15 protein-coding genes are annotated in these 17,070 nt (G+C 40.1%); 14 read left to right on the forward strand and 1 reads right to left on the reverse strand.

Annotated features, from left to right (window positions below; genetic code table 11):
• Positions 1-109: 109 nt before the first annotated feature.
• The 5 genes from EFT72_RS19755 to EFT72_RS00840 all read left to right on the forward strand — a co-directional run bounded on the left by EFT72_RS19755 (position 110) and on the right by EFT72_RS00840 (position 5,623).
• On the forward strand, positions 110-235 hold the full coding sequence (locus tag EFT72_RS19755) for a hypothetical protein (RefSeq protein WP_279221920.1): 126 nt from the start codon (positions 110-112) through the stop codon (positions 233-235).
• Between the two features lie 230 nt (positions 236-465).
• Positions 466-2,004, forward strand: a complete 1,539-nt coding sequence (locus EFT72_RS00825; protein ID WP_124064927.1) for an ABC-F family ATP-binding cassette domain-containing protein — start codon at positions 466-468, stop codon at positions 2,002-2,004.
• Positions 2,005-2,122: 118 nt separating this feature from the next.
• On the forward strand, positions 2,123-2,695 hold the full coding sequence (locus EFT72_RS00830; protein WP_124064928.1) for a nitroreductase family protein: 573 nt from the start codon (positions 2,123-2,125) through the stop codon (positions 2,693-2,695).
• Positions 2,696-3,086: 391 nt separating this feature from the next.
• On the forward strand, positions 3,087-4,352 hold the full coding sequence (locus EFT72_RS00835) for a dicarboxylate/amino acid:cation symporter (RefSeq protein WP_124064929.1): 1,266 nt from the start codon (positions 3,087-3,089) through the stop codon (positions 4,350-4,352).
• 20 nt (positions 4,353-4,372) lie between these two features.
• Positions 4,373-5,623: a M20 family metallo-hydrolase gene (locus EFT72_RS00840; RefSeq protein WP_124064930.1), complete on the forward strand. Its 1,251-nt coding sequence runs from the start codon at positions 4,373-4,375 to the stop codon at positions 5,621-5,623.
• Between the two features lie 262 nt (positions 5,624-5,885).
• Here the strand turns inward: EFT72_RS00840 and EFT72_RS00845 are convergent, their stop codons facing one another.
• Entirely contained in the window at positions 5,886-6,746 is an 861-nt protein-coding gene (locus EFT72_RS00845) for an alpha/beta hydrolase (protein ID WP_124064931.1), read from the reverse strand.
• A 161-nt stretch (positions 6,747-6,907) separates the two neighbouring features.
• Between EFT72_RS00845 and allE the strand changes: the two genes are divergently transcribed.
• From allE to EFT72_RS00890, 9 genes are read left to right on the forward strand one after another with little or no spacing between them, the layout of a single operon-like run.
• Complete coding sequence (allE, locus tag EFT72_RS00850) at positions 6,908-7,699, forward strand: (S)-ureidoglycine aminohydrolase (RefSeq protein WP_124064932.1); 792 nt, start codon at positions 6,908-6,910, stop codon at positions 7,697-7,699.
• 35 nt (positions 7,700-7,734) lie between these two features.
• The gene (gene allD / locus EFT72_RS00855; RefSeq protein WP_124064933.1) at positions 7,735-8,787 is read left to right on the forward strand and encodes an ureidoglycolate dehydrogenase; all 1,053 of its coding nucleotides are present in this window, start codon (positions 7,735-7,737) and stop codon (positions 8,785-8,787) included.
• Between the two features lie 18 nt (positions 8,788-8,805).
• Positions 8,806-10,578, forward strand: coding sequence for an acyl-CoA synthetase FdrA (gene fdrA / locus EFT72_RS19565; RefSeq protein ID WP_124064934.1), 1,773 nt, complete (start codon positions 8,806-8,808; stop codon positions 10,576-10,578).
• A 23-nt stretch (positions 10,579-10,601) separates the two neighbouring features.
• Positions 10,602-11,867, forward strand: a complete 1,266-nt coding sequence (locus tag EFT72_RS19570) for a DUF1116 domain-containing protein (protein ID WP_124064935.1) — start codon at positions 10,602-10,604, stop codon at positions 11,865-11,867.
• Positions 11,868-11,921: 54 nt separating this feature from the next.
• On the forward strand, positions 11,922-12,857 hold the full coding sequence (arcC, locus tag EFT72_RS00870; RefSeq protein WP_124064936.1) for a carbamate kinase: 936 nt from the start codon (positions 11,922-11,924) through the stop codon (positions 12,855-12,857).
• A gap of 44 nt (positions 12,858-12,901) precedes the next feature.
• On the forward strand, positions 12,902-13,774 hold the full coding sequence (locus tag EFT72_RS00875) for a sulfide/dihydroorotate dehydrogenase-like FAD/NAD-binding protein (RefSeq protein WP_124064937.1): 873 nt from the start codon (positions 12,902-12,904) through the stop codon (positions 13,772-13,774).
• Complete coding sequence (gltA, locus tag EFT72_RS00880; protein ID WP_124064938.1) at positions 13,774-15,180, forward strand: NADPH-dependent glutamate synthase; 1,407 nt, start codon at positions 13,774-13,776, stop codon at positions 15,178-15,180. Before EFT72_RS00875 ends, gltA begins: the two co-directional genes overlap by 1 nt.
• Positions 15,164-16,777: an L-lactate permease gene (locus EFT72_RS00885; protein ID WP_124064939.1), complete on the forward strand. Its 1,614-nt coding sequence runs from the start codon at positions 15,164-15,166 to the stop codon at positions 16,775-16,777. Before gltA ends, EFT72_RS00885 begins: the two co-directional genes overlap by 17 nt.
• 26 nt (positions 16,778-16,803) lie before the next feature.
• Positions 16,804-16,998 (forward strand): hypothetical protein, encoded by a 195-nt coding sequence (locus EFT72_RS00890; protein WP_124064940.1) that lies wholly within the window; start codon positions 16,804-16,806, stop codon positions 16,996-16,998.
• Positions 16,999-17,070: the final 72 nt, after the last annotated feature.

Below are 17,070 nucleotides of genomic sequence, written 5' to 3' on the forward strand. Positions count from 1 at the left end.
TCGATTTCGTTGGTGGAAGTGATATCGACGAATCAGGAGCATGAGGCAGAAATTAATTGACAAAACAAAATAGCTGTTATATGATAAAAAGCAATTTCAGGAGGCAATTATGAAAATTTATATAAGTGATCAATTAAAAAGGCGAAGCAACTCTGTGCAACTCAATCCGATGAAACATTGTGCAGAGTATGGCGATTTTAAGACGCTTTTGATTCATCGGGAGAGAGAATATTAGAATAAGAACAGTGATGTCTGCTGTTTTTTATTTTAGTACCTGTTTCCCGGCTTCTTATAATTAAAAGGCCATGGACAATGTTTTGTTCATGACCTTTTGCGCATCTAATTAGACGTTTAGCAGAAGGCAGAATCGTAGTTCGGTTCGTTCTTCTGCTTTTTTTCTGCATAAAGGTAGGATCGGGTTGATTTTTTGTAACGTAAAAACCAAACAGAGAGGATCTTATCACAATGAGTTTACTAAATATAACAGAATTATCCCATTCCTTTGGGGACAAACAGTTGTTTCATCATGCAGAGTTTTCTTTGAATCAGGGAGAGCATGTTGGACTGGTGGGGCAAAATGGAACTGGAAAAAGTACGTTGATTCGAATATGTACCAGTCAAATTGTGCCGGATGCTGGGAACGTTATCTGGCAGCCGAGAATATGTTTTGGCTATCTGGACCAATATGCCCAAATAAAAAAAGAGATAACGATGAAAGAGTTTTTAAAAACAGCATTTAACAGTTTGTATGATATGGAGAAAGAACGAGATCGATGCTATGAATCTGCGGCAGAGAATACAAGGGCTCTTTTTAGAGCCGCAGAGTATGAGGAACAGTTAGAACACCTTGGATTTTATCAAATTGATTCGATGATAGACCGGGTTGTAAGTGGGTTAGGACTTCTTCCCCTTGGGTTAGACCGTCCCATTGAAAAAATGAGTGGAGGACAGAGAGCAAAAGTAATACTTGCAAAATTATTATTGGAAAAGCCAGATGTTTTGCTTCTTGATGAGCCAACGAACTTTTTGGATAAGAATCATATTTTATGGTTGGAGGATTATTTATCTCATTTAGAGCAGGCATATCTGGTTATTTCCCATGATGAAAAATTTTTAGATAAAATAACCAATCGAATTGGGGATATTGATCAGAAAAAAATACTAAAATATGAAGGTAGTTTTGAGGAGTTCAAAAAAAAGAAAAAAAGGTTTCGGGAAACTTACTTAAGACAATATAACGCTCAGCAAAAGGAAATTAAAAAAACAGAAGAATTTATACGGAAGAACATAGCAGGGCGAAAATCAAAAATGGCCAGAGGAAGAAGGACGCAGCTAGAACGTTTGGAGAGAATGGAAGCACTGAATCAAAAAGAAATAAAGCCTGATTTTTTCTTTCCCATGCTGCCCCTTTCGAGTGCCGGAGTTGTGACGGTGAAGCATCTATATGCTGGTTACGAGAAACCTGTTTTGTCCGATGTTACGTTTGCAATAGAAGCCGGTGAAAAAGTGGTGATAACGGGATTCAATGGGGTGGGAAAAACGACTTTATTAAAGACGATCCTAAATCAATTGCCTGTTATAAAGGGGACATACTCCATCTCAGAATCAACAGTCTTTGGATACTTTGAACAGGATTTTACATGGGATAACCCAGAGAAAACGCCCATTGAGATACTAAAAGATGCATATTCTTATCTTGGAGAAATGGAAAGCCGTCGCCATCTTGCCATCTGTGGGATAACACAGAGGCTGGCCATGCAGCCGGTCAAAACGTTAAGTGGAGGGGAACAGGCAAAAGTAAAATTGTCACTGCTCACAAAAAAAACGTGTAACATGCTGGTTCTGGATGAACCCACCAATCATCTGGATCTGCAGGCAAAAATAGCACTAAAGAGTGCATTAAAGGATTTTTCCGGGACAATCATACTGGTATCCCATGAGGAAGATTTTTACATTGAATGGGCTAATCGGGTAATTGATATTAGTGTTCGGGGGGCTAATTGATTTTAATCAATATAATTTTAAACAATCATATTGACGTCTGTGTAAAAATATGATAGGATCAGACTATAAAGATAAAATACGAAATCAATATAGAACCATAATAAAGGAGGATATCTACATGACATTTATTCAGAATTTGGAAAAGAGAAGATCTTATTATAGCATCAACCGTGAACTTCCTGTATCAGAGGAAGAAGTACAAACCATTATCAAGACGGTAACAGAGGCAACACCAGATGCATTTAACATGAAGAGTGCAAGGGTGGTGGTTGCATTCGGGATAAAGCAGGATCAGTTATGGGATGCCATTTATGACTCATTTCATGGTGAGGTACCACGAGAGAAAATTGATAGCTTTAAAAACGGATATGGGACTGTGCTCTATTATATAAATGAAAAAGTTGTAAGTTCATATCAGGAACAATTTTCCTTATATGCAGATAATTTCCCCGTATGGGCAAATCAGTCAAATGGTATGCTGCAGTCTAATATATGGACTGCTTTACGGGAAGCTGGAATCGGTGCTTCTTTGCAGCATTACAATCCAATGATTGATGAGGCGGTTGCCAAATTATTAGACATTCCTGCTGAATGGAAATTAATTGCACAAATGCCATTTGGAGGAATTGGAGCAGAACCGGATGCCAAAGAAAAGGAAGATATTTTACAAAGAGTTATGGTAAAGAGATAGATAATGTGGATTAACCATTGTTTTAAGCCAGCTGAGAAATCAGCTGGCTTTTTTGCATAAAAAATTATGTTTAGTCATTAAGAAAGAGTCTGACAAGTCAGACTCTTTCTTAATGACTAAACATAACAAATACATTCAACCGCGAAATTAAAGTTTTTTATAGTAAAAATAACAAAATAATATTTATAAAACTATTAAAATAATACACGATAGAAAACAACCAAAATTTACCATTTATTTCCATAAAACCATAACTATAGGTGATAATAAACAAAAATAAATAATATATTTGTGTATTTTAGTGTATTGTTAATAGAAAATAAATGTGCAATAATATGAATATAGTAAAAACCAGTCAACCAGTATTTAATATTAAGGTGGAGGTAGAGGGATGGAAGTCAAAAAACAAAAAGTTAAGAAACTGTCATTGGCAACTTGGATTCTGATAGCAACGTTAGGGGGGATTGTATTTGGATCAATTGTTGGACCAGCTGCTAGTAACTTAAAGGTAGTAGGGGATATCTTTATTCGTTTGATTCAGATGTCTGTTGTGATTTTAGTAATGACGGCAGTTGCATCTGCATTGGCAAACATTGACACGGGAAGTGCAGGAAAGATGGGGCTCTATACCTTTGTCAGTATAATCATTTTTACAATGATTTCGGCTGGAATCGGACTGGCTCTCGGTTTGATTGTAAAACCGGGGCAAGGAATTTCTCTGGGGGTAGGAGAAATTGCCAAAACGGAAGTGGTTTCGACTTCATTATCCGATACGATTCTAAATTTTGTACCCACAAATGTCATTGGTTCAATGGCAAGTGGAGCTATGATTTCATGCATTGTATTTTCTATTTTTTTAGGACTCGCTGCTGGAATGTATAAGAAACAGACAGGTAAATCAGGAATTGTTGACTGGTTGAACGAAATGAACGGAATTATCATGAATATTATCAAAATGGTAATGAAGTTCGCTCCCATTGGTATATTTTGCCTGTTAGCAAATGTATCTGGATCCGTTGGATTTAAGGTGATCATTCCGATGATTAAATTCCTTGGATGTCTGGCGTTAGGAGATTTAATTCAGTTCTTGATTTATTTGCCAACTACAGCAGCAATCTGTGATGTTGGTTTAGCAAAAATGCCGAAAAAATTTGCAAAAATGTCAATTATGGCTATGACAACCACCTCCTCAGCAATTTGTCTTCCAACAAAAATGGAAGATGAAGTAACAAAGTTTGGAGTTAGTCGAGAAGTAGCTGCTTTTACAGGACCAATAACAATGTCGATGAATAGCTGTGGTGCTGTTCAGTGTTACATATTAGCAATCCTGTTTATGAGTCAGGCTACGGGGGTTGTACTAACTCCTGGCCAATTAGGAATGGCAATTTTACTTTCTGTATTGATGTGTATGGGAACCATCGTTGTGCCAGGTGGTATGGTGGTAACCTATACATTCCTAGCGACATCATTAGGACTTCCGGTGGAAGCGATGAGTGTATTAATTGGGATTGACTGGTTTTCCGGAATGTTCCGTACCGTAATGAACGTAGACGTAGACTGTATGGTAGCTATGCTGGTTTCCAAGAAACTCGGTGTATTGGATAAAGAAGTATACGATGAAGTGAAAACTGTTGAATATGCAATTACAAATGAATGAAACTGAAAAGGAGAATAAAAATGGATATCAATGAAGTGGTTTCAAGAATTACAGAGGATTTGGAGTATCTAAAACAGTTCACATCAACACCAGGAGAAGGTTGTACGAGGCTGCCCTTTACACCAGAAGCCAGAAGTGCGGTTGATTATCTAAAAAAAATCATGACAGATGCCGGACTTGACGTTCGTGAAGATGAAGCTGGTAATGTTTTCGGGACAATTGAAGGGGAAGAGAAGGAACTTCCATGTATTATGATGGGCTCTCATTATGATTCTGTAACCAATGGTGGAGATTACGATGGAATTGCTGGAATAATTTCAGCGATTGAAGTTGCCAGACTTATGAAAGAAAACAATAAGAAGCCGAAACATACTTATGTGGTGGCTGGTTTCTGTGATGAAGAGGGGATGCGTTTTGGAACAGGTTATTTCGGATCAAAAGCAATGCTTGGCCAGCTTGATGTAGAATATTGCAAGCATTATACCGATAAAAATGGGGTATCTGTATACGATGCAATGAAAGAATACGGCTTAGATCCGGAAAAAATTGAAGGTGCAAAATGGAACATTGATAAAATTGGAAGCTTTATCGAAACACATATTGAGCAGGGACCAGTTTTAGACAGCACGGGAATCGAACTGGGATTGGTGGAATGGATCGTTGGAATCCAGAGATTTATGTTTACAGTACATGGACGTTCTGATCATGCAGGCACAACTCCTATGGATATGAGGAAGGATGCTGTGGATGCAGCTACAAAAGTTATCTCAAAGATTCCAGATTGGGCAAGAGAAAAAGCGGATGGTACCGTTGCGACTGTGGGTTATATCAAAACAATTCCAGGAGGAATGAATATAGTGGCTCAGGATGTTGAATTTACGGTAGACATCCGATCGAAAAACAATGATAACATCATAGATATCGTCAATAAGATCAAGGAAGCACTGAAAAAAGAAGTAGGTGAATTTGATGGAAGCTATGACAGTGACACCAAGCTGGTAATTACGCCTGTCAAATTATCAGAAGATATGCTTGATGTGTTAGAAGAGAGCTGCAAAGAGAGATCCTACACCTATAAGAGAATGTTAAGTGGTGCAGGTCATGATGCGTTGGCAATCGGACAGATTTTACCGACCGTTATGCTATTTGTTCCAAGTAAAGATGGAAGAAGTCATTGTCCAATCGAATTTAGTAAATACAGTGATTTTGGTAAATCAATTCTAGTGGCATACGATTTGGTACAGACTCTGGATAAGAAAGAATCCGAATAAAGTATCCCAATAAAAACGGGGCTGTACTACCAGTAATCAGTGTTTTACGGGTATTCCAGTCCTGTTTTGTTCCGTACGATAAGACGTGATGAAAAGTGGTTGATTGGTTTTATAAAAATACAACTCAAAAGTTCATGAAATAATTGTATTTCAAGAAAAAATATTGAATATGCACAAATAAATAACCAATAATTGTTCAAAATGACAATTGAAAAACAAAATTGGTGGTGCGATAATATAAAAAGAGGTTGACCGGATTTTACTATGATTCCAAAGCCTTATCTATAAATTGTATGGTTTTGGAAAGAAGTTCCTGTGCAGATCTAGTATCCGTGTATCGGTCAAAATCATGCACTTCGTCGGATACAAGATATGTTTCACTGCGAGTTAGTAAATGTCTCAGGGCTTGGAACTCCTGATAGGGAACATCAGTGTCCTTTGTACTATGTGCTAGAAATACTGCCTGTTTCAGTGAAAGATCCGAAGCATTACGGAGTGAAAAATCTTTGTAAAAAAATTTTTCTCTTTCACGAAAAAACTGTTCAATCCATTTGCCCGTCTGTCTTGCATAGATGTATAAGCTGTAGCAGGCGTCAAGTTCACCAATTGCTTTTATTTCGTGTAAGTCAGATGAAAGACAGTCTTTGGATACTTGGGGCAAACGGCAATAGTAAGAACTGGGTTCGTTATACCAGTGATTAGTCAGAAAGCCATAGCCGTAGTACGAAATAATTCCCAGTGGGGGTTTTGAAAACTTATGGGAGGAGGCTAGCAGACATAGATAGGCTCCTGCGGATCGGCCCCATAAAAAATAGGGAAGTGTATCAGGGGCAAAGGTTAAAGGTTGTTCAAGATAAAGGCATATGGATGATTTTACATCGTCAAGGATCTGTCCGATTTTAGCCGCTGGTGCTAAAGGATAGTCGAACGATACCAAGATGAAACCTGCATTGCAAAGTTCATGAATATGAAATTCTGGTAGGTCGTCACGCTGACCGTAAAGCAATCCTCCTCCATGGAAATATAAAATAACTGCTTTGGCAGTCAGGGAAGGATTGCTATAAATACTGGCGCATTTTAAATATAACTCTGAGCGAAGGGAAACGATTTCTTTCTTTATCATGGAATACCTCCTGTTTGTTCAACATTATTTAATATCGTATTATAACAGAATCATTTCATTTTGCAATAGCAAAATTCAATAGGGTAAAAGGCAACTCGATTCGGCACAAACCGGATTATAATAGAAACATTTCATTTTCTTTTTCAGAAAGGAGTTCGGTTATGGGATATTTAAACAATCATATTGGTTACAGAGAGGAATTGCTTTGTACTAGATCGGTAATTAAAAAAGATAGGTATGCAGTACTTGAGCCGGATGGTCTTGTAAAAAATGTAATACCAGGATTTGAAAACTGCGATATTACAATTTTAGGTTCACCGGAAATGGGAGCTACCTTTGTTGACTATATTGTAACTGCAAAAGAAGGAGCTAAAAATACAACGGGGTTTGCAGGAGGCAAACTTGAAGCTTTCTTTTATGTCTTAGAAGGGAGTGTCACAGTCTGGAACGAGGATAAAAAGGAAGATTTGACGCAGGGCGGATACTTTTTTACTCCAGCTGGAAAAAAACTTTATTTTGAAAATAAAGGGAAGGAAAACGCAAAAGTATTTTTATATAAAAGAGTGTATTCCCCTTTAGAAGGAAAAGAAGCTTATACGGTTGTTGGAAACATAAATGAGGTTCCATGGGTTGAATATGAAGGAATGAAAGATGTATTAGTAAAGGATTTCTTACCAGCTGCAACGGATATTGCATTTGATATGAATATGCATATCCTGCTCTTTAAGATGGGCACCTCTCATGGGTATGTTGAGACTCATGTTCAGGAACATGGAGCTTATATCTATTCTGGAAAAGGTATGTATATCTTAGATCAGGATTGGGTACCGGTTCAGAAAGGTGATTACATCTTTATGGATGCCTACTGTCCACAGGCAGCTTATGGGGTAGGCCGCGATGAAGATTTTGCATATGTTTATTCCAAAGACTGCAACAGAGACATAGAATTATAATTTAAAAATAAAGCGAAAAAGAAAGAGGAAAGCATATGAGATTGACACATGACGAATTAAAAGAATTAATGAAAAAAAAATTAATGAAAGCCGGCTTAAGCGATGAGCATGCAGATAAGACCGCAGATGTACTTGTATGGTCAGATGAAAGAGGATATCATTCCCACGGTTCTGTACGTATGGAATACTACAGCGAACGGATTGCAAAGGGTGGTATTACAACGAATCCAAACTTTGAATATAAAGTAACAGGTCCTTGTTCCGGTGTTTTAGATGCAGACAATGGAATTGGTTATGTTGGTGCAATGGTGGGCATGGAACATGCGATTGATATGGCAAAAGCCAACGGAATCGCAGTCGTTGGAGTAAAGAATATTTCTCATAGTGGAGCAATCGGCTACTATACTGAAATGGCAGCTAAGGCTGGACTTGTTTCCGTATCCATGTGCCAGTCCGATCCAATGGCGGTACCTTATGGCGGAACAGAGCCATATTACGGAACCAATCCAATCTCATTTGGAGCACCGACTGCAGATGAGAGGAATGTAGTCTTTGATATGGCTACCACCGTTCAGGCATGGGGCAAGATCTTAGATAAGCGGTCCAGAAATGAAATGATTCCCAATGATTGGGCTGTTGATGCAAAAGGAAATCCTGTTACAGATCCCAATCAGGTAAATGCATTGGTACCGATTTCAGGCGCAAAAGGCTATGGCCTTATGATGATGGTAGATGTTCTTTCCGGTGTGATGCTTGGAGTACCGTTCGGAAAACATGTAAGCTCGATGTATCATGACCTGACAGAGGGGAGAAATTTAGGACACATACATATTGTTATGGATCCCTCCCGTTTCACAGATATGGATTCCTTTAAAAAGAACATGTCGATCGTTCTTGATGAACTCAATGCAATGCCGGCTGCAGAAGGATTTGGGAAAGTATGTTATCCAGGGGAAAGAGCGATTTCTAGAAAAGAAAAACAGTACGCAGAAGGCGGAATTGAAATTGTTGATGATATCTATCAATATTTAATCAGTGAGGATGTTCATTACAACAGATACAACCATAAAAACAGATTTGCTGACTAATAAAGCCGAGGTGAAAAAATGTTAAAAACAATAGTGAAAAAAGGAAGCTATCAGGATTCAGTCGTATTAATGCTTTTGACCAATAAACTGTCTTCCATTGATGGAGTGAAAAAAGTTTCTGTTATGATGGCGACTCCGGCCAATAAAGACATTTATAAGCAGGGTGGCATGGATACAGAAGAATTAATGGAAGCAACGGCAAATGATATGGTAATCGTTGCAGACGTAGATGAAGATGACATGCTGAATGTAATTATGGAAGAAGTAGAGATTTTCCTGAAAAATCAGGCAACCACTTCTGACGGAAAAGCAAAAGAAGAGGGTGTGAGATCCTGGGAAGCGGCATTTAGAGCAGAATCCGATGCTAATCTTGTGGTTATCTCTATACCGGGAGCCTATGCAGCATTTGAGGCAGATCGTGCCCTTGATGAGAATCTACATGTATTTATGTTTAGCGATAATGTGACCATCGAAGATGAGCTGCGGTTGAAACAAAAAGCGCATAAAAAGGGGCTACTGGTTATGGGACCTGACTGTGGAACCGGTATTATAAGCGGGGTTCCCATCGCGTTTACCAATCATGTAACACCAGGTGCCATAGGAATCATCGGTGCTTCCGGAACTGGTATTCAGGAACTGACTACCATCATCGACCGTATGGGTGAGGGAGTTGCTAATGCAATCGGAACGGGCGGACGTGACCTTTCAACCGTTGTAGGTGGAATTACCATGATGGATACCATAGACGCCATGGATCAGGATGAGGAAACCAAAGTTCTTATCGTAATATCCAAGCCGCCGGCAAAAGAAGTAAAGGACCGTATCGTTTCCAAATTAAGCAACTGCACAAAACCGGTGGTTACCCTGTTTTTAGGAGAAAAACCTGATTATCATGAAGAAGATTTCTATCATGCGTACACTCTGGAAGAGGCTGCAAAGATCGCAGTATCCCTTCTCCGCGGTGAGACGATCAAATATGAGAAGACAGAACTTCCCAAAGGTGATTTCTTTAAAGCGGAGGAAAATAAGACAATCAAAGCATATTATTCAGGCGGTACGCTTGCCGGAGAAGCAGCGATGCTGATCAAGGATGCGCTTCACCTTTCGATTCCTCCAGAAAAGAAAAAAGGATTTATGCTGAATATAGATGGTCACATTGTTGTGGACTTAGGTGATGATGAATATACACAGGGAAAACCTCATCCTATGATTGATCCTACCAAGCGTGTTGAATGTATGGAAGATGCAATGGTTGATGAGAGTACAGGCGTGATCCTTTTAGATGTTGTCCTTGGCTACGGTTCTCATGAAGATATGGCAGGAGCTCTGCTTCCGGCAATTACAAGCTTAAAGGAAAAGGCGAAAGCCCAGAACAGAAAGATATTCTTTGTTGCTACGGTATGCGGTACGAGAAAAGATTATCAAGGCTATGATGACCAGATTAGCAAATTAACCAGTGCTGGAGTGATTGTATGCGAAAGCAATAAGGCAGCGGTTGATGCGGCCATCCATATCATAGGAAATAAGTTTGACGAACCAGTAAAAGAAATTCGCAAGAAAGAATGTCTGCCATGTGAAGCGGCGGGTTCCTTTGATCAGGTTGCACGATTGATTTCACAAAAACCAAATATAATAAATCTTGGATTAAAGAGTTTCGCAAAAGTAGCAAGTGAATTCGGATGTGAAGTCGTACAGTATGACTGGCTTCCGCCTGCAGATGGAAATATTGAACTGCTAAAAGTGTTACAGTTCCTTAGAAATTATGAGAACAACGAATGCGATCATAAGTAAAACAGAGAAAGGAGATATTCTCAATGAAATATAAAAATATAGAGGAAGCAAATCGTGCAGTTATTGACAAAGTGGTTGCTGCACAGCCGGTCTTGATTGATGTGCAGCCTGCTATGGAGCTGATTAATGAATTAAAGAACGGGAAAGTTCTGCTTCATGCTGGTCCGCCAATTAAATATGAGAATATGCCAGATCCGGTAAAAGGTTCTTGCGTTGGTGCCATATTATTCGAGGAATGGGCATCTGACGAGTCTGGTGCCAGAAAGCTGCTTGATGACGGTGAAATAACATTGATTCCATGTCACCATGTGAGTGCAGTTGGACCTATGGGTGGAATTACGTCAGCACACATGCCACTGTTTGTCGTAGAGAACAGGACCGATGGAAACCAGGCTTACTGTACGATGAATGAGGGGATTGGAAAGGTTCTTCGTTTTGGAGCATTCTCAGAAGAAGTTGTCACCCGTTTACAATGGATGCGTGACGTTCTTGGTCCAGTACTGGGACAGGCGATCCGTACATTGGCGGATGGACTTAATCTAAATCCAATGATAGCAAAGGCAGTTGCCATGGGAGATGAATTCCATCAGAGGAACATTGCTGCATCGCTGGTATTTTTAAAGGAAATGAGTCCAATCGTGACCAACCTTGATATAACGGAAAAAGACAGATATGACGTGATTAAATTTCTGGCAGATACGGATCAGTTCTTCCTTAACATCATGATGGCTGCCGGAAAATCAGTTATGGATGGGGCAAGAATGATTGAAGAAGGAACCATTGTTACAGCAATGTGCCGGAATGGGGAGAACTTTGGTATCCGCATCAGTGGCATGGGAGATGAATGGTATACAGCCCCGGTTAATACTCCTCAGGGACTTTACTTTACTGGATATGACGGAGAGGATGCAAGTCCGGATATTGGCGATAGTGCGATTACAGAGACATTTGGAGTTGGGGGTATGGCTATGATTGCGGCTCCAGCCGTTACACGATTCGTTGGTGCTGGCGGTTACGAAGATGCACTTCGTACCAGCAATGAAATGACAGAGATCACCATAGATCATAATCCGAATTTTATCGTACCTACCTGGAATTTCCAGGGAATCTGCCTTGGAATTGATGCCAGACTGGTGGTAGAAAAGAGAATCACTCCCGTTATCAATACAGGGATTGCACATAAAATCGCAGGATATGGACAGATAGGGGCAGGTACGGTTCATCCGCCGATCCAATGTTTTGAAAAAGCAATTCAGGCATATGTAAAAAAATTGGGATATCAGGGGTAATAAAAAAAATCTAGCTTTAGCTACAACAACGAGAGAAGGATAAGGGGTGTTGGAATGGCAAATAAAAAAGTAGTGATTGCGCTCGGTGGAAATGCGTTGGGCAGTAATTATAAAGAACAGCAGACAGCGGTAGCCAATACCGCAAAAGTAATTGTGGACTTAATAGAAAAAGACTTTGATTTAGTGGTTACGCATGGAAATGGGCCTCAGGTCGGAATGATTCAGAAAGCAATGAATGAATACCAAAAACAGTGTGGTAAAGACGATGTAGCACCCCTTCCTAGTTGTGTAGCCATGAGCCAGGGGTATATTGGAATTGATTTACAAAATGCAATAAAATATGAACTTTACACCAGAAAGATTGACAAAAAAGTTTCTACGATTCTATCTCAGGTCATTGTAGATTCAGAAGATGAAGCCTTTTTGCATCCAACCAAACCAATCGGCAGTTTCATGACGAAAGAGGAAGCAGAGAAAAAAGAGAAACAAGGAATTACCTGTATGGAAGATGCAGGGCGCGGCTATCGGGAGGTAGTTGCGTCACCCATGCCAAAACTGATCCGTGAATTGGATACGATTCAGACACTGATTCATGCGGGGCATGTGGTGATTACCTGCGGTGGTGGCGGAATACCGGTCATAGATAAAAACGGAAAACTAACAGGAGCCAATGCGGTGATTGATAAGGATAATGTCAGTTCCTTACTGGCACAGCAGCTTAACGCTTCTTCTCTGGTCATCCTTACAGCGGTTGAAAAAGTCGCAATCAATTATGGAAAAGAGAATCAGACTGATTTGTCTAAACTGAGTGTGGAGGAAGCAAAAGAGTATATCAAACAAAATCAATTTGCTTCCGGTTCCATGTTACCAAAGATTGAAGCGGCAATTCGTTTTGTGGAATCAGGAGATAACAGGCAGGCTTTGATTACATTGCTTCTAAAAGCCCAGCTTGGATTAGAAGGAAAGACGGGAACCGTTATCTATAAATAGCAGTCGTTCTATAGAAAGAACAGGGATGAACAGGAGGGAAGATCATGTACAAGATACGGCACGCAAAAAAACTGGCAGATCAAATTTATCTTATGGATATTGAAGCACCTTATGTAGCACGCAATTGCTTACCGGGCCAGTTTATCATAATAAAAATAGACGAAAAGGGAGAACGTATCCCACTTACTATTTGTGATTACGACAGAGAAAAAGGTACGATTACAATCGTATTTCAGGTAGTAGGAGCTTCTTCCTATAAGCTCTCCCAATATATCGAGGGAGATTCGATTGAAGATTTTTCAGGACCGCTTGGTACTCCCTGTGAATTCTTAAATGAGGACATAGAAATTCTGAAAAAGAAAAAATACTTATTTGTTGCTGGGGGAGTCGGGGCGGCACCCATATATCCTCAGGTAAAATGGTTCCATCAACATGAAATCGAAGCAGATGTGATCATTGGTTCTAAGAAAAAAGAGATGCTTATTATGGAAGACGAGTTAAAAGCAGTTTCTGGGAATTTATATGTGACGACCGACGACGGATCTTATGGACGATCTGGTATGGTAACAGAAGTGATCAAGAACCTAATTGGGGAAGAAGGTAAAAAATACGATCACTGTGTTGCGATCGGCCCAATGATTATGATGAAATTTGCCTGTCGGCTTACGAAAGAATACAATCTGCCCACAACAGTCAGCATGAATCCGATTATGGTAGACGGTACGGGAATGTGCGGTGGATGCAGGCTCAATGTGGGCGATGAAGTAAAATTTGCCTGTGTGGACGGACCAGAATTCGATGGACATAAAATCGATTTTGATCTGGCAATGAAACGGAATCAGATGTATGCACCATTCGAACACAATGCACAGGAACATGCAAAACATAAGTGCAGATGCTGCGGGGGGGATGAATAATGGCAGATTTAACAAGGGTCCCAGTCAGGGAGCAGGAACCTTCCGTAAGGGCAGCGAATTTTTTAGAGGTATGCTTAGGATATAACGAAGAAGAAGCAGTGAAAGAGGCAGGGAGATGTCTAAACTGCAAGAAACCTCTGTGTGTCAGCGGCTGCCCGGTATCCATTGATATTCCTGGTTTCATTATGGAAATACAGAAGCGTGATTTCGAGAAAGCATACCAAGTACTCAGTTCTCATACGGCACTGCCTGCTGTTTGTGGACGGGTATGCCCTCAGGAGACCCAGTGTGAGGGCAAATGCGTCCGCGGGATCAAAGGCGATCCGGTGGCCATCGGTAAGTTGGAACGTTTTGTGGCAGATTATGCACTGGAGCATGGAATATCACCGGAAAAACCAGCAAAGATCAATGGTCATAAGGTTGCAGTGATCGGTTCCGGTCCTGCCGGAATTACCTGTGCCGGTGATCTGGCTAAAATGGGGTATGAAGTAACCATCTTCGAAGCATTACATAAATTTGGAGGAGTGCTCGTATATGGAATACCAGAATTCCGTTTGCCAAAAGAAAAAATAGTAGAAAAAGAAATTGGGAAAGTAAAAGAATTGGGCGTCAAATTTGAAAAAAATGTCATTATCGGAAGATCTGTGACCATTGACCAGTTAATTGAGGAAGAAGGCTTTGAAGCTGTGTTTATCGGTTCAGGAGCCGGTCTTCCAAGGCTTATGGGAATTCCCGGAGAAAATGCCAATGGAGTCTTTTCTGCCAACGAGTATTTAACCAGAAGCAATTTGATGCGTGCATTTGATACTTCTTATGATACGCCAATCGCAGCAGGGGAAAAAGTTGCAGTCGTAGGTGGCGGAAATGTAGCCATGGATGCGGCTAGGACAGCTCTACGATTGGGTGCCCGGGTCTATGTGATCTACCGCAGAAGTGAAGAAGAGATACCTGCCAGGGCAGAAGAAGTTCATCATGCCAAAGAAGAAGGCATTGAGTTCCATCTACTCAGAAATCCGAAAGAAATACTGGTTGAGGATGGACATGTTTGCGGAATCAGGGTTATAAAGATGGAACTTGGGGAAGCAGATGAATCTGGTAGAAGAAGACCGGTAGTAGTCCCAGATTCGGATTATGTGATAGATGTAGATACGGTAATCATGGCATTGGGGACTTCGCCCAATCCACTGATTTCCTCTACCACAGAAGGTTTGGATATTAATAAGTATGGCTGTATCATCGCAAAAGACGAAAATGGTCAGACATCAAGGGAGAATGTATTTGCAGGAGGAGATGCTGTTACGGGTGCGGCAACAGTTATTCTGGCGATGGGTGCTGGAAAAGCTGCGGCTAAGGGGATACATGATTATTTAACAAAGCAGGAGGAAAAAGATGAATATGCCGGCTAATCTATTCATGTGGTTCATTGCGGCACTGCCTATTATCGCTTTATTAGTTCTTATGATCAAGTTTCAGTGGGGAGCGACGGAAGCGGCACCGATGGGACTGTTGATTGCAGTTATCTGCGGTGTTATTTTCTATAAAGCGGATCTTAAATTGATAACCATTGAGAGTGCCAAAGGAGTTTGGAGTTCAATTGTAGTTCTAACGATCGTATGGCCGGCTATTTTGTTATTTGAAGTAGTTGATGAGGCCAAAGGTTTCTCTGTGATCCGTAAGGGGATGCAAAAACTTTTACCAAATGAATTACTTCAATTGCTGGCCATGAGCTGGATTTTTATCAGTTTCTTACAGGGAATTACCGGTTTTGGAGTTCCGGTAGCAGTGGGAGCCCCCTTATTGGTAGGCATGGGGGTTAATCCGCTTTGGGCAGTTATTATTCCTTTAATTGGACATGCTTGGGGGAACACATTTGGGACCCTTTCCGTAGGCTGGGATGCACTTGCTATGTCTGCAAATCTAGAGGTTGGTTCGGAACTGTACTTAAAGACAGCATTATGGGCAGCCGCTTTTATCTGGATTTGGAATATTATAACGGGACTTTCGATCTGTTGGTTCTATGGAAGAAAGAAGGCAATTAAAAAAGGATTGCCTGCAGTTCTTATTATGTCTTTGATTCATGGAGGCGGTCAGATGATTTTGACTCAAATAAATACCACGCTTTCCTGTTTCATACCAGCATGCATTGCTTTTATAGTGATCTTTATACTGGGGAAAACAAAGTTTTACAAAGATCCATGGAGAATTGAAGACAGTAAAATTATGGACCATGAAAATTCCATTAAAACAGAAGAAGATGCGCCTCGTGACATGACGATAAAGGATGCGTTTGTTCCTTATATAATACTATCCGCAATCACGCTTTTTGTATTGCTAATTCCAGCGGTAAAAAGTGTTTTGGGGCAAATATCCTTTGGCCTTTCTTTTTCAGAGACGAGTACTGGGTATGATTTTATTAACGAAGCTGTTTCCAGCTATTCCCCCATATCTCCGCTTATCCATTCTGGAACCTTCCTGTTTGCCGCTTCTGTCCTTGGGCTGCTGTTTTATAAAAAACATGGTTGGATTAAAAATAACAGAATGAAAGCAGTGTTTGTCCGTTCTTTGCTAAAGACCATTCCATCGGGTATTGCAGTAATCGGTTTCATCATCATGTCAAAGATAATGGGTGGAACAGGACAGACAATGGTACTTGCTTATGGTATATCCGAGGTTTTGGGAAAAGGTTATGCATTTTTAGCACCAGTAGTAGGGATGCTTGGTTCTTTTATGACAAGCAGTAATATGGCCTCCAATATTCTTTTTGGCGAATTTCAGCTGACCACTGCAAAGTTGTTGGGACTTAATGCGGCTGCTATATTGGGTGCGCAGACAGCCGGCGGAGCAATTGGTAATACCATCTGTCCCGGTAACATCATACTTGGAACCACAACCGCTAATATTCTAGGTAAAGAGGGTCAGGTATTGAAAAAAATTATGCCAATTACGTTATCTGCAGCGGTAATTGTAGGTGCAATTCTCTTCGTGACACAGATCATATTATAAGCGTAAAGTTTGGATTGGAGGTTTTAATGGATAGAAAAGCATTTTTTAAATCAAAAGAAGGCGCATTAACAATTTCGTTTGTTGTTATTATGGTTGCATTTATGATTGAAGTATTTGGATTGTCAATGAATTCAGATAAAATTTACATAGCAGGGTTTCTGGCTATTTTAGCGGCAATTTTATATTCTCCAGTTGGAGTATATATTTTAAGAAAATGGTAGCTGTATTGTCTGATTCAATTAATTATCAGTTGACTTTTGACTAATTAATAACGATAATACTCTTATAGGACT

Origin of the sequence: Clostridium sp. E02 (assembly GCF_003833015.1) — a bacterium.
Taxonomy (GTDB): domain Bacteria; phylum Bacillota; class Clostridia; order Lachnospirales; family Lachnospiraceae; genus Lacrimispora.

What these genes read in the sequence shown, in the direction of transcription:
- EFT72_RS19755 (WP_279221920.1), top strand. Translation starts at nt 110, where the DNA reads ATGAAAATTTATATAAGTGATCAATTAAAAAGGCGAAGCAACTCTGTG.
- EFT72_RS00825 (WP_124064927.1), top strand. Translation starts at nt 466, where the DNA reads ATGAGTTTACTAAATATAACAGAATTATCCCATTCCTTTGGGGACAAA.
- EFT72_RS00830 (WP_124064928.1), top strand. Translation starts at nt 2,123, where the DNA reads ATGACATTTATTCAGAATTTGGAAAAGAGAAGATCTTATTATAGCATC.
- EFT72_RS00835 (WP_124064929.1), top strand. Translation starts at nt 3,087, where the DNA reads ATGGAAGTCAAAAAACAAAAAGTTAAGAAACTGTCATTGGCAACTTGG.
- EFT72_RS00840 (WP_124064930.1), top strand. Translation starts at nt 4,373, where the DNA reads ATGGATATCAATGAAGTGGTTTCAAGAATTACAGAGGATTTGGAGTAT.
- EFT72_RS00845 (WP_124064931.1), bottom strand. Translation starts at nt 6,746, where the DNA reads ATGATAAAGAAAGAAATCGTTTCCCTTCGCTCAGAGTTATATTTAAAA.
- allE (WP_124064932.1), top strand. Translation starts at nt 6,908, where the DNA reads ATGGGATATTTAAACAATCATATTGGTTACAGAGAGGAATTGCTTTGT.
- allD (WP_124064933.1), top strand. Translation starts at nt 7,735, where the DNA reads ATGAGATTGACACATGACGAATTAAAAGAATTAATGAAAAAAAAATTA.
- fdrA (WP_124064934.1), top strand. Translation starts at nt 8,806, where the DNA reads ATGTTAAAAACAATAGTGAAAAAAGGAAGCTATCAGGATTCAGTCGTA.
- EFT72_RS19570 (WP_124064935.1), top strand. Translation starts at nt 10,602, where the DNA reads ATGAAATATAAAAATATAGAGGAAGCAAATCGTGCAGTTATTGACAAA.
- arcC (WP_124064936.1), top strand. Translation starts at nt 11,922, where the DNA reads ATGGCAAATAAAAAAGTAGTGATTGCGCTCGGTGGAAATGCGTTGGGC.
- EFT72_RS00875 (WP_124064937.1), top strand. Translation starts at nt 12,902, where the DNA reads ATGTACAAGATACGGCACGCAAAAAAACTGGCAGATCAAATTTATCTT.
- gltA (WP_124064938.1), top strand. Translation starts at nt 13,774, where the DNA reads ATGGCAGATTTAACAAGGGTCCCAGTCAGGGAGCAGGAACCTTCCGTA.
- EFT72_RS00885 (WP_124064939.1), top strand. Translation starts at nt 15,164, where the DNA reads ATGAATATGCCGGCTAATCTATTCATGTGGTTCATTGCGGCACTGCCT.
- EFT72_RS00890 (WP_124064940.1), top strand. Translation starts at nt 16,804, where the DNA reads ATGGATAGAAAAGCATTTTTTAAATCAAAAGAAGGCGCATTAACAATT.